This is a genomic window from Paenibacillus sp. T2-29 (assembly GCF_052921365.1).
On the sequence record NZ_JBREVE010000004.1, the window covers coordinates 18603 to 30916 of the forward strand.

At 47.0% G+C, this 12314-nt stretch carries 15 protein-coding genes; 9 read left to right on the forward strand and 6 right to left on the reverse strand.

Annotation, left to right across the window (positions count from 1 at the left end; genetic code table 11):
• Nucleotides 1-186: 186 nt before the first annotated feature.
• The 4 genes from ACU1JV_RS12815 to ACU1JV_RS12830 are packed head-to-tail and all read left to right on the forward strand — an operon-like array spanning nt 187 to nt 2428.
• Nucleotides 187-780, forward strand: a complete 594-nt coding sequence (locus tag ACU1JV_RS12815; protein ID WP_058830232.1) for a TetR/AcrR family transcriptional regulator — start codon at nt 187-189, stop codon at nt 778-780.
• A gap of 46 nt (nt 781-826) precedes the next feature.
• Nucleotides 827-1168 carry a DMT family transporter gene (locus ACU1JV_RS12820; RefSeq protein WP_013373464.1) on the forward strand — a complete coding sequence of 114 codons (342 nt, stop codon included), beginning with the start codon at nt 827-829 and terminating at the stop codon, nt 1166-1168.
• Nucleotides 1168-1482, forward strand: a complete 315-nt coding sequence (locus ACU1JV_RS12825; RefSeq protein ID WP_013373465.1) for a DMT family transporter — start codon at nt 1168-1170, stop codon at nt 1480-1482. The genes ACU1JV_RS12820 and ACU1JV_RS12825 overlap by 1 nt, the downstream gene beginning before the upstream one ends.
• Before the next feature lie 13 nt (nt 1483-1495).
• Nucleotides 1496-2428, forward strand: coding sequence for a 1-phosphofructokinase family hexose kinase (locus tag ACU1JV_RS12830; RefSeq protein ID WP_064961660.1), 933 nt, complete (start codon nt 1496-1498; stop codon nt 2426-2428).
• Nucleotides 2429-2527: 99 nt separating this feature from the next.
• Here ACU1JV_RS12830 and ACU1JV_RS12835 read toward each other — a convergent pair whose 3' ends face one another.
• Entirely contained in the window at nt 2528-2962 is a 435-nt protein-coding gene (locus tag ACU1JV_RS12835) for an Lrp/AsnC family transcriptional regulator (protein ID WP_013373467.1), read from the reverse strand.
• Nucleotides 2963-3119: 157 nt separating this feature from the next.
• Here ACU1JV_RS12835 and ACU1JV_RS12840 point away from each other — a divergent pair, with 157 nt between their 5' ends.
• Together ACU1JV_RS12840 and ACU1JV_RS12845 are read left to right on the forward strand one after the other, a co-directional pair.
• On the forward strand, nt 3120-3581 hold the full coding sequence (locus ACU1JV_RS12840; protein ID WP_413987120.1) for a VOC family protein: 462 nt from the start codon (nt 3120-3122) through the stop codon (nt 3579-3581).
• A 168-nt stretch (nt 3582-3749) separates the two neighbouring features.
• Nucleotides 3750-4214 carry a DUF3592 domain-containing protein gene (locus ACU1JV_RS12845; RefSeq protein ID WP_013373469.1) on the forward strand — a complete coding sequence of 155 codons (465 nt, stop codon included), beginning with the start codon at nt 3750-3752 and terminating at the stop codon, nt 4212-4214.
• 11 nt (nt 4215-4225) lie between these two features.
• Here the strand turns inward: ACU1JV_RS12845 and ACU1JV_RS12850 are convergent, their stop codons facing one another.
• Both ACU1JV_RS12850 and mobA read right to left on the reverse strand, forming a co-directional pair.
• The gene (locus ACU1JV_RS12850; RefSeq protein WP_013373470.1) at nt 4226-4840 is read right to left on the reverse strand and encodes a LysE/ArgO family amino acid transporter; all 615 of its coding nucleotides are present in this window, start codon (nt 4838-4840) and stop codon (nt 4226-4228) included.
• A gap of 46 nt (nt 4841-4886) precedes the next feature.
• Nucleotides 4887-5516, reverse strand: coding sequence for a molybdenum cofactor guanylyltransferase (gene mobA, locus ACU1JV_RS12855; RefSeq protein ID WP_013373471.1), 630 nt, complete (start codon nt 5514-5516; stop codon nt 4887-4889).
• A 194-nt stretch (nt 5517-5710) separates the two neighbouring features.
• Here mobA and ACU1JV_RS12860 point away from each other — a divergent pair, with 194 nt between their 5' ends.
• Complete coding sequence (locus tag ACU1JV_RS12860; protein WP_137079407.1) at nt 5711-6943, forward strand: MFS transporter; 1233 nt, start codon at nt 5711-5713, stop codon at nt 6941-6943.
• Nucleotides 6944-7069: 126 nt separating this feature from the next.
• On the opposite strand, the gene ACU1JV_RS12865 is transcribed toward ACU1JV_RS12860, so the two are convergent.
• On the reverse strand, nt 7070-8749 hold the full coding sequence (locus ACU1JV_RS12865; RefSeq protein ID WP_013373473.1) for a glutamine--tRNA ligase/YqeY domain fusion protein: 1680 nt from the start codon (nt 8747-8749) through the stop codon (nt 7070-7072).
• Between the two features lie 206 nt (nt 8750-8955).
• Between ACU1JV_RS12865 and ACU1JV_RS12870 the strand changes: the two genes are divergently transcribed.
• Nucleotides 8956-9681 (forward strand): hypothetical protein, encoded by a 726-nt coding sequence (locus tag ACU1JV_RS12870; RefSeq protein WP_064961654.1) that lies wholly within the window; start codon nt 8956-8958, stop codon nt 9679-9681.
• Nucleotides 9682-9765: 84 nt separating this feature from the next.
• Nucleotides 9766-10314 (forward strand): GNAT family N-acetyltransferase, encoded by a 549-nt coding sequence (locus tag ACU1JV_RS12875; protein ID WP_013373475.1) that lies wholly within the window; start codon nt 9766-9768, stop codon nt 10312-10314.
• A 105-nt stretch (nt 10315-10419) separates the two neighbouring features.
• Here ACU1JV_RS12875 and ACU1JV_RS12880 read toward each other — a convergent pair whose 3' ends face one another.
• Both ACU1JV_RS12880 and ACU1JV_RS12885 read right to left on the reverse strand, forming a co-directional pair.
• A complete protein-coding gene (locus ACU1JV_RS12880; RefSeq protein ID WP_025677558.1) occupies nt 10420-10914 on the reverse strand; it encodes a GNAT family N-acetyltransferase in 495 nt (164 codons plus the stop codon).
• Nucleotides 10915-11039: 125 nt separating this feature from the next.
• On the reverse strand, nt 11040-12269 hold the full coding sequence (locus ACU1JV_RS12885; RefSeq protein WP_413987121.1) for an MFS transporter: 1230 nt from the start codon (nt 12267-12269) through the stop codon (nt 11040-11042).
• Between the last annotated feature and the right edge of the window lie 45 nt (nt 12270-12314).

Consider the following 12314-nt stretch of genomic DNA (forward strand, 5'->3'; position numbering starts at 1 on the left):
CACTTCCAATGGACTGCATTTGAACAGATATTCCTCATTATATTGTACATGAGCCCCTTATTTCTTCCCACTTTTTTATTTAAATGTTGAATAAAAAAATCAGAGTACATAACGAAATGTCGATGGGTTGACACTTACCTTTTTTCATGTGAAAATAAACTAACGAACGTTAGGTAGGTGATGATAATGGGAATGGAAGAGATTCGAAAGGCCGCTCTTTTCCAATTTGCCACCAATGGGTATGAGGGAGCATCCTTGAGCAGTATTGCTGCCGAGGTTGGAATCCGAAAACCATCTATATACGCGCATTTTCAGGGTAAGGAGGATTTGTTTTTGCAGGTGGCAAGTTACGCGTTTCAAGAGCAGAATTTACGTATTTTTGAATACTTTACGGAACGCAAAGAACAGTCACTGGAGCATACACTGCATAATTTCTTGTTCTGGATGGAACAGGAATATGAGGGCAACAACTCAGCCAAGTTTATGCTTCGTTTTTCCTTTTTTCCACCTGTATCTTTATATAACGAGGTACTGAATATTGTGAATCCTTTTCTGGAACAAATGGAGCGAAAATTAACTCGTCGCCTCCGAAATGTACGGGATCGGGAACCCTTTGGACATATGAAGCCAGCGGATGTGGCTTTAGCCTACATGACGCTGGTGGATGGAATCATGGTAGAGCTACTGTACAGTGGAAGCACCAACTACCACCGAAGGCTGAACGCTGCATGGCCTATTTTTTGGCGTGGGATTACGCTAACTTCATCTCATGAAGGGTGAAGCAGTCGTAATTGTAAAATTATACTGAATTGAGGAGAAATTCATCATGAATCGCAGTTGGATTTACGTTTTTGTTGGAGGCCTGATTGAGGTCGTATGGGTATCAGGCTTGAAGCATGCAGATTCTGTACTCACCTGGGCTGTAACTGTGCTGGCTGTGGTGGCCAGCTTTTATTTAATCATGAAGGCTGCAAAGCGTCTGCCTGTAGGCACGGTGTATGCTGTATTTACCGGATTGGGCACAGGGGGAACCGTCGTAGGTGAAATGCTGCTATTCGGGGAGCCGTTTCAATGGTCCAAAACACTGTTAATCGCCCTTTTGCTAGCGGGTGTGATCGGCTTGAAGTTAGTTACCGATCGTGATGCTCAGGAAGGGAGTAGTGCATAATGGCTTGGATTGCATTGGTTATCGCGGGATGCTCGGAAGTGCTTGGAGTCATCGGCATGAAGGGAGTTACGGTCGGCAAAGGGTGGAAGGCTTTAGCACTTATGATCTTATCCTTTATTCTTAGCTTCTCTCTGCTCAGCTACGCCATGAATAGTTTGCCTATGGGAACTTCCTATGCCGTTTGGACAGGCATTGGTACCGTGGGCAGTACGATTACAGGCATGTTCTTGTATGGCGAGCAAAAAAGCGTACTGCGTGTTTTGTTCATCGCCATGATTCTTGCCGCAGCATTGGGCTTAAAGCTGATTTCTTAAGGAGTGATGCCTTGTGATTACCACCGTAACACTTAACGCGGCAGTAGATAAAATCTACACGGTTGCAGGCTTTGGATTGAATGCCGTCCACCGCATAGAAAACGGTCTGACAGTACCAGGCGGCAAGGGCGTGAATGCCGCTCGTGTCATTCGCACACTAGGTCAGCCTGTACGGGCGACCGGGTTTGTGGCCGGACACACCGGACGGCTGCTCATTGACGGGTTGAGTGCGGAAGGCGTAAACGCCGATTTCATCGAAACGGCACACGGGGAAACCCGTCTAGCCATAACCGTGCTCGACCCAGCTGCCCGCACGCAGACCGAGCTGATTGAGAGCGGCCCGACCGTGGGGCCGCTTGAACTAGCCGCGCTGCGGCGCAAAATCGCGACCCTTGCCGAGGATTCGGCTTGGGTCGTTCTCTCCGGCAGCCTGCCACCCGGCTGCCCGCCCGATCTGTATGCCGAGCTGTGCACGCTGGCGAAGGCGCGCGGCGCGCGGGTGGCGCTGGACGCGAGCGGCGAGGCGCTGCGCTTGGGGCTGCGCGGAAAGCCCGACCTCGTGAAGCCTAACGAGGACGAGGCCGCCCGCTTCGCGGGAATCGACGCAGCGCGCCCAGATGCCGCTGAAGCGGCAGCATCGCAGCTGCTGGAAGCAGGAGCGCAGCTGGCCGTCATCTCGCTCGGCGCGCGCGGGGCGCTGGCGGTAACACGCGATGCGCGCTACCGTGTGAGCCTGCCGGACGCGGACATTGTCAGCGCACTCGGCAGCGGTGACGCCATGGTCGCGGGATTGGTTACCGGCGCGGCGGCGGGACTGGATCTCCCTGCCATGCTGCGGCAGGGAGCGGCCTGCGGCACAGCGGCGGCTCTGCACGCCATGGCCGGCAAGATCGAGCTCCAGGACGTGGAGCGTCTGGAGCAGGGAATTACGGTGACGCTGGTGTAATTCAGCGTCACTTTTTTCATCCAACCATTCACCTAATTTAATGTCACGAATAACAGCTTTACTGAATGTTTTGTTCCAAATATGCGTTTCTCTGCTGACCTACAACAAAACCCTGTTTTCCAGTATATTTTTCATACAAATATGCGATTTCGAGGGGCCCAGCTTAACTAGAGAATCCTGAAACTCTGCAATTTCCTCTACAGACGAACTTTGTACCTTAATGAGATAATTAAATTCCCCACTGATGCGGAATAAATCGGTAACTTCCTTCGCCGCCTTACAAAAATCAATCAGCTCTTGGCAATGTTCTGTCTTTACCAGAATAAACGTTGTTGTCCCCCGATTCAGTTCCCGTAAATTAAATACAGCATTATATCCAGAAATAATCCCTCGTTCTTCAAGCTTGGTCATTCTTTCTTTAACGGACGGCTGTGACATTGAAATTTCTTTACTGATTTGGGAAATCGTTATTCGGGCATCATGCTGTAGCAATTTCATGATTTTGTGGTCTATATCGTCCATCTGATGCTGCATATCAAGCACCTCCTGATCGAATTTAAAAAGTAATGCTTTTCATCCAAATTAGCTTTTATTTAATAACTAATATCGTATAAAAATCTTATTTTAAATATATATGTAGCACATAATAATTCATATAATAAGGTTTACTTACATATAAGGAGGATCTGAAATGAGTGTGAAGGGATTAGCTCATGTGGCTATCCAAGCCCGTGATTATCAAGCAACCATAGCATTTTATACCGAAGTATTGGGATTTAAAAGAGGACATCACTGGAGTCTTCCGTCCTTTCGGATTCAAGAAGCTTCCATGCTGATCTCCCCTGACCAAAGAACCTGTCTCGAAATCTTTGATAACGATGCCGTCATCCCTGCCCAAGGAAAAAAAGCTGCATCTGAGCATGATGTTGCTCACGGGGCTTTATTACACTTTGCGTTTTACGTGGACAATGTGGATGAAATATATCAAAAAGCTCTTACCCACGGAGCAAAAACCTTTGTGGAACCCAATCAGCTTACACTTGGCGAACCACCTCTAGTTGTAACCAATGCATTAGTTCATAGCCCTAATGGTGAGGTTATCGAATTTATCGAGGATATTGATTTTGATATGTCTCTATCGAGCAAAAAGTAGTCCAAGAGCTATTGAAAAGATCCACTTCCCAGGGAAAGTGGATCTTTTTTGTATTCCATTCCTCTGCGCCTTATTCCCTATGGAAAAATTAAACTATTTGTAAGTATATCCGATATATTGTTTATCGCTTGGTTAAAGGAGTAGATTATCATTTCAATTGATTTCAATGTGTACTGGTTTCATTTTAGCTCCGATCTGCTCATGCCGTTGTTTAGCTTGATCGGTCTGTTGTTCATCTATTTTGGATTCAAAACGATCCGTCGCCATCGTTATCGTAAACGCCACTGGGTCCGTACCAAAGGGCAAATCGTTGACGCGCATATCGAAGTAGATATCGATGTCGTTCCCTTTGACCGTGATGATCCGGTAGATACCAGCTACACCCGCCGATTAAAGGTACGCTTCTATACAGCTTCAGGTGAAGTCGTGGAATTCTGGAATCCTTATAGTACCAATCTCAGCCTTAACCGGGTTGGCAGCAAGACTAAGGTATTATACAATCCGGCTAACCCTCGGGACGCCCGAATTGCAGGCGGCGTAAATGGTGCAGGCTGCCTGGCCTTTATGTTGTTTTTGATTGGTGTCCCCTTTGCTTTGAGCGGGGTATTCGCTTTATTGAAGTTTTTCTTCTAACAAGGATCAGGTCACATACTGGTCATAAAATTTATCGCCATATAAATGGCCAGACCCAAAATAATCAGTGCCGATATTTTGTTGAGCACAGTACCAAACTTTCCTTCTGAATCCATACGTCCTACAAGGCGTCCCGCCGTTGCCAGACCCACAAACCATATCCACGATACTGACACAGCGGCCAGACCGAAGGCCCAACGTTCCACGCCGTTATATTGCAGGGAGCTGGTTCCAATTACACCAACCGTGTCAAGTATAGCATGTGGATTCAGTAGCGATACCGAGGCGGCAAAAATCATCTGGCGTTTTGGCAGCATCGGCTGACTTTCTCCCGAGGAAGCAGCCTTCGATCTCCAAAGAGTCCAAGCCATATACAGCAAGAACAAACAGCCCGCCGCATAAAGCACATTCGTGAGCCATAGAAATTGCTGCAAAACAAGGGATACACCCCCAACAGCAAGCGTGATCAGAATGGTGTCACAGACACCCGCTGTAATGACAGCAGGCAGTGCATTGCGAAACCGCGACTGGGACGCCCCCTGATTAAACACAAATACATTTTGTACCCCTAAAGGCAAAATCAATCCCAATGCCAATAAAACGGCATGTATAATAGCTTCCAGCATGTTATGTACTCCCCCAAATTCATTGCTTAATATTCTCTAAATGCTTCTAATCCTTCCGGAACTGCTCTAACACAAACTTGTAATCCTGAGGATTATTCATGTTGAACACGGCATTGTGCCATATATTCTCAGTCACTCCCGGCATATCCGCTATGGTTGCATACCGAACATTCAACGTTTCCAACCATTCGGTGAGACGAAGCCGTTTATTCCGCAAACGTTCCTCAGCAGATGGCAATACGCTCCGATGATACACTCCCAGCAAAGGATGCATACGTCCGGCCACAGAAGCAATTACCGCTTGCAGTGGTGATTCCGCTGCTCCTTTGGATGCCGCCCACTTCTCAGTTAAAACAAGCAAGGCTTGCAGCACTTCCAGCTGTACAAAAGGCATATCACAGGCCACGACTATTCCCCATTCCGTAGTAGATGCAGATAATCCTGCATGAATACCACTCAAGGGCCCCATACCCGGATAGATATCAGATACAGCTTCCATACTGTCCTGTTCATATCCTTGATCGTCACGGGTGACTACTATCACCCGTTGGGTCGCCTGCTGCAATGTAATATATGTCCGTTCAAGCATAGTAGCTCCTTCAATCTCTAGCAGAGCCTTATCCTGTCCCATTCGGCTGGAACGTCCTCCTGCGATGATAATACCAGTCACTTCCACTAAAAACTCCTCCTTTTTTCAAAAAACAATCACAAATATGCATATGGAATTTTGGACAAAATTGAAATTTACATAATTGTAATTTTATTGGTTTGTTAACCCTTTCAACACATGATACATTGGAATAAAGAACATTCCCACAGATCGACATCGGTGCGTAGTTCTCTATCGGGCTAAGAAAGGAATGGCTTGTCTTGCAAAAGAGAGAAATTCAAGAGACTCCCCTATATTCCCTAAAGCTATATAACTTTTTTCTATATGGAGCTATGGTCATCTTTTCCAGCTTCTTCCCGTTGTATTTGCAAGATATCGGTATGGACAAGCTGGAAATCGGGAGTCTGATGGCCATCGGACCTTTTGTATCTGTATTCGCGAACCCTTTTTGGGGATATACAAGCGACCGGAGCCGAAATCTCCGACGTATTCTACTATTTATGATTATAGGTACACTGTTACTGCTACAAGCTTTATTTCATGTTCACACGTATGTCATGATTTATGTGTCGATGATTGGCTTTTACTTTTTTCAAAGTCCGTTATTTGCCCAAAGCAATACCCTGATTCTCAGTTATATTGAGGGCACAGACCGGAAATTTGGTTCATTTCGCATATGGGGTTCCTTCGGTTGGGCTGTGACTGCGGCAGTTGCCGGCATCGTTGTTGACCACACAGGAGTATCCAGTATATCCACCATCTTTACGATACTTCTTCTGGCTGCATTGATCTGCACTTTGGCAATTCCACCACTGAAAAGCACCGTGGAGACGGCAACCATTCATTTACGTGGCTTTGGCAGTATTTTATTAAACGGATACTTTATATCCTTCATTTTGTTAGGCATCCTTGTATCAATTCCTAATTCAATCAACGGCGCCTTTATGTCCTTGTACATCACCGAACTGGGCGGGTCCAAGCTGATGCTTGGTTTTGCCGTTTTTATGTCATCGGTATTTGAAATTATTGTCTTTTTAATGTTTGATCGCTTCTTGAAGAAAAAAATGACCGTGATGGTCGGCTGTTTGGCACTCGTCAGTTTGCTGTTTGCCTTACGTTGGGAACTCATGGCGCTAGCTACAGACCCGATTCAGATCGTGTTCATTCAAGCACTTCATTGCGTCACCTTCGGTGGATATTTCTATGTAGGCACCCAGTTGACCGTCCTGTTCACGCCTGCAGCATATCGATCATCCGGACAGGCCGTATATACCTTGACCTGGAGTGGTATATCCGGTATCGTAGCAGGTTTTGCGGGAGGTTGGCTATTCCAGAACTTCGGTGGTGAAATGATGTACCATGCAGGTGTCTTCTTCGCCCTGCTTGGCTCCGCGGGATTTGCTATCATGTGGTATATGCTGTACAAGAACGGTTACCAGCCAGAACATGGCGGCGAGCATAAACCAATAGATGAAGCACCACAACGACAATAGAGTGTCTTCACGTCAATGGTCATGTTCTGAAGAACGGGTATGCGTAAAATAAAGGAGTCTGCCGTTGGCAGACTCCTTTTTCACTTGGCCGCACGAAGCAACCATCCATCCCACTTTTCCAACATCTTATTGCTTAGGCAATTGGAAAGAGCTTTTCAATGATACCACACGGTTAAATACAGGCTCACCCGGTTTGGAAAGCTTCGGGTCTACACTGAAATAACCATGACGGAAAAATTGGAATTTGTCCTGCGATTGTGCTTCTTTCATATTCCGCTCCACATAGCCATGAGCAATTTCCAAAGAGTTCGGATTTAATTGATCAAGGAATGTTTTCTCCGATCCATCCTCTTCCAGCACCTCTGGTTCCTCTGCGTTAATCAATGGCTCATACAAACGGAATTCGGCCGGAACAGCCTGAGTAGCCTCTACCCAATGGATTGTCCCTTTCACTTTACGTCCCGTAAAGCCTGATCCGCTCTTGGTTTCTATATCGTAGGTACAGTGAATCTCCGTTACATTACCTTCCGCATCCTTAATGACATCGTTGCATTTAATGAAGTAAGCATGCTTGAGACGCACTTCATTACCAGGGAATAAACGGAAGTATTTGCTCGGCGGATTCTCCATGAAGTCCTCACGCTCGATATAAATCTCACGAGAAAACGGAATTTGGCGTGTTCCAAGCTCCGGATTTTCTGTATTGTTCTCCGCCTCCAGCATTTCCACTTGTCCTTCAGGATAGTTCGTAATGACCACCTTCAGCGGATCTATAACTGCCATCGTACGGGGTGCCTTAAGCTTCAGATCCTCACGTGCAAAATGCTCCAGCACCTGTAAATCAATGACTCCGTAGGCTTTGGAAATGCCTGTTTCATATACAAAACTGCGAATGGCCTCTGGCGTATAGCCGCGACGACGCAAACCAGAAATGGTCGGCATCCGCGGATCGTCCCAGCCGTCTACGTGCTTTTCATCAACCAGAAGCTTGAGCTTACGTTTACTGGTTACCGTTTGTGCTAGATTTAGCCGTCCAAATTCATATTGATGAGGTACGTTTTCCATCTCGCATTCAGCTACAACCCAATCGTACAGTGGGCGTTGATCTTCGAACTCCAGCGAACAAAGCGAATGCGTTACGCCCTCAATCGCATCTTCTAGCGGATGCGCATAGGAATACATCGGATAGATGCACCAGGTATCGCCTGTATTGTGATGGGCCGTGTGTGAAATGCGGTAAATAACCGGGTCACGCAAATTGATGTTTGGCGAAGCCATATCAATCTTGGCACGCAGCACCTTTTCACCATTCTGGTATTTGCCTGCACGCATCTCTTCAAACAGCTTCAAATTGTCTTCCACGCTGCGATCCCGATAGGGGCTGTTTTGTCCCGGTTCTGTCAGTGTTCCGCGTGTTTCACGAATTTGGTCCGCGCTTTGGTCATCTACGTAGGCTTTCCCCTTTTGAATCAGCAGGATAGCACGCTTGTACATCTCTTCAAAGTAATTGGAGGCAAAATGTTTTTCCTCCCATTCATAACCAAGCCACTTCACGTCCTCCTGAATGGAGTTCACGTATTCCGTGTCTTCCTTCGCCGGATTGGTGTCATCAAAACGCAGGTTCGTGCGTCCTCCGAATTCATCTCCCAACGAGAAATTGATCCATATGGCTTTAGCATGTCCAATATGCAAATATCCGTTTGGTTCAGGTGGAAAGCGTGTAACAACTTCCTTTACCTTACCCGTACGTAAATCCTCTTCAATAACATTTTTAATAAAATTGGGGGGAGTAATCGGCTTCTCCACGCTAATCAACCTTTCTTCCGTATAATCTGTGTATAACCTGTTCCCTTAAATATACCCTTTCACACCGCATAACTCAATAAAATGAAAATCGGGATGCTCTCTTCAGCAAAAAAAGATGCAAGTTATGAAAAAGAGTTAACATTTTCGGCAAATAAATTCGTTATAGTGTATATATCTTTTATTTTACCGGAAAAGGAGACCCACCCGTGTTTAAGCTGTTGATCGTCATCCTGCTGTCTATGCTGCTGTCCTCTTCCGTTATGACTTCCGATCATCCTTCTTCAAGCATGGTGACCGAAACTGCATTATCTCATGCGCTGGCTAGCGCACCAGAAGACTCAACTGTCCGCCTATACGCCGTGAGCCCGTCCCAGGGACTCTTTCATTCAGCCGTACTGGAAATCGGCCAGCAGCGCCGCACATTCCAGTGGTCGGGCTCGGCGGATATTTCCACCGCACCACAGTTATTTTACAGAGATGTAAACGAAGATGGGATCCGTGAAGCCGTTGTAATTCTCACACGTGCCTCGGGAACAGGTGTGGAATTGCAGGAGTTGCATATTGTTAACGTACAAACAATGGAGGAATATGCAGTTGAATCAGCAGCAAATGCTGTATCTCAGCGAGTACATAGCTCCGTGGAGCTACGTGACCACAACCGCCAGGTGCATATCGCTGTTATGATTGACGGTACTACACACACGATGGACCCCAAAGCGTCCGTATTTTATGATGATCCAGCCCAATTTACAAAGCATCTCGATTTTAGCTCTGTTGTAATGTATGACGCCGAACAGTTCCCACTGCATGCCACTGTATCTGGTAGCGTATCGCCAAGCGAATTTGTAGGGGATTTGGATCTGAAATATGTATATGAGCAGGGGCGGTTCCGGGTGGGACCTATAAAATTTGAAGCTTCCTCTCCCTTTTGACGACTCTCGCAGAATAAGGTAGCATGGGATTAAATGCTAGACTGGCTGGTTTAGCGATTTTCCGAGTGAAAGAGGGGATTAATCATGTTTACATATGCGTTGGACGAACGCACAGTCCTTCGGCCGCTCACCAAGGAGCATGTGCAGCCTCTGTTTGAGCTGATCGAAATGTCCCGTGACCGCCTGCGTCAATGGCTTCCATGGGTAGACTCCACCACGGAAATCAGCCATACAGAGCAGTTCGTGCAAGGCGCCTTGAAACAAGCCGCAGAGAACGGTAGCCTGACCGCTGGAATTTGGATAGACAACGAGCTCGCTGGCATCATCAGCTACCATGAGATCAATTGGGCCCACCGGTCGGTTAGCATCGGATACTGGCTTGGGCACGGTTACGAAGGACAGGGTCTCATGACCAGTGCCTGCCGCGTATTCGTCGAATATGCGTTGATGGAGTTGGACTTGCATCGGGTCGAAATCCGTTGTGCAACGACGAACCGCCGCAGCCGCGGTATTCCAGAACGCCTGGGCTTTGTGCTCGAAGGCATTGTACGCGAAGCAGAGTTGCTGCCAGATGGCTATATGAACCACGCAGTGTATGGTATGCTCCAGAATGAATGGAAGCAACTTCGATAACATAGTACTGCACAACAACGCCGCAGGCCTGATCAGGTCTGCGGCGTTGTTGGTTATGAGCTGGACATCACAACCGAATGTTGCTGCCTCTCTGTAGCCTCCGGTCTATTTTAAGAAATAGGCCATTAGAACATCATCCACGAATTGGCCTGCGATATAAAACTCGTCATGCAGGCGCCCTTCAATTGCAAAACCGCACTTTTCATAAAACATAAGGGCTTCCGTGTTACAGGAGAGTACACGCAAACTTAACTTGCGTATGCCCTCCGCAGCTGCAATCTCCTTCATGGAGTTCATGAGCGCCGTCCCAATACCTTTGCGATGATAGTCTGGACGTACAGCTATATTTATTTCGAGTACATGACAATTACTAGCCAACAGCGTTGGAGGACGAAATCCAATATACCCGCAGAGCACTTCCTGTTCGATGGCGACCAGTTGAGAGCCTGGAGGCGTATTGCGCAGAAACTCTCCACGCGACTTCCATGACAGCGAGGCAGGAGCCGTGCGTTCATTCCATACCAATTCATCCAGCGCAATCAGATCAGGAGCATCCTTCATCTCCGAATGACGTATCGTCAAGGGTTGACTTGTAAACAATTCCTTTCAATCCTTCCTGTGAAGGCTTTCCTGAAGCAATAACTGCAACCAGCTGTCACCTATTGTACCATAATAAAAGCTCATTACTGAACTTTTATTGGGACTTAAGGACTGGGAACATCCACCTAAGAAGGAGTAGTATCCAAATTATCCAAATCATGCCGAAAACGGTTCAACCAGCTATGCAAAATGAAAAACAGAATGGATAATATGGCTACGCCTAATGCCAGCCAAAGTGTGGGCGGTAACCCACCGCCATCATATAACTTCCCCATAATATAAGGTCCCATCACCCGTCCGGCTGCGCCAATGCCCCCTACAAGTCCAATGTAAAAAGGTGCACCCCGACCTCCATGATCAGACAGGAATGCTGGAACCGCAGGTGCGATCAGCATTTCTCCCAGAGTCGCCAGTACCATAGCGAATATCATCCCAGTATAGTTCTGTGTGCCCAGTATGACAATATAAGCTGCCAAATAAAATCCTCCAGCCCATGTCATTTGTGCCGAAGCGTGATGAGCGTACAGCCGTTTGATCCAGAAAATAATAGGTTGTGCGGCAAAAATAAGAATACCATTCAACGTCCATAGTAGCCCATACATCGTTTTAGGCAAGCCCTGCTCAATAATATAGGGAGAGACTCCCGTATTCCAGATCGAATTACCGAACCACAAAAAAAGTGAACCTAACCCCACAAAGAGATACAGCCTGGTATCACGAAACAGCAATCGAGCTGGTATTTCTTCTCTTTTCATCACAGACTTGCTGAGCTGAACTTCCCCCTCTTCCCGATCTACCCTGCTTAGATACGACCAGAAGAATCCGGCAAATACCGCAGAAGTCACCCCGTTCATCACAAAGCTGAGCTGATAGGAAAGGTCGGCCAGAACGCCGCTCAGTCCCGTTCCGAGTGCCACCCCAATATTGTTCGCGACATAAATGATATTAAACAGCTCTCCACGTCGGTCAGCAAAACGAAAACCTACAAAGGCCTGAATCGCAGGCACAGATACCACATTAAAAAAGCCGATAAAGCCCATCATGATGACAAAAGCTACCCAATGACCACTGGTAAATGGAAGCGAGAGAAGTCCCAACGCATTCATGGCCAGTGAGCCGACAATCAGTTTCTTGGCTCCAATACGATGATAAAGGGCTCCGCCCAGCACTTGACCAAATATTCCGCCTAAAGACTGCACTAAAATCGCAATCCCCGCATCTCCCATACTACGGTTTAGTTCGTCGAATACATACATGCTAACGAGCGGCCACATGAGGGAACTTCCTGCGGAATTAATCAGGCTGGCAATGAGAAATACTTTTACTTCTTTCGGATAAGACTCCAACCATTTCATATATTTTGCTTCTCCTTTTGCACCTGACGCCATTAAAGGCATATT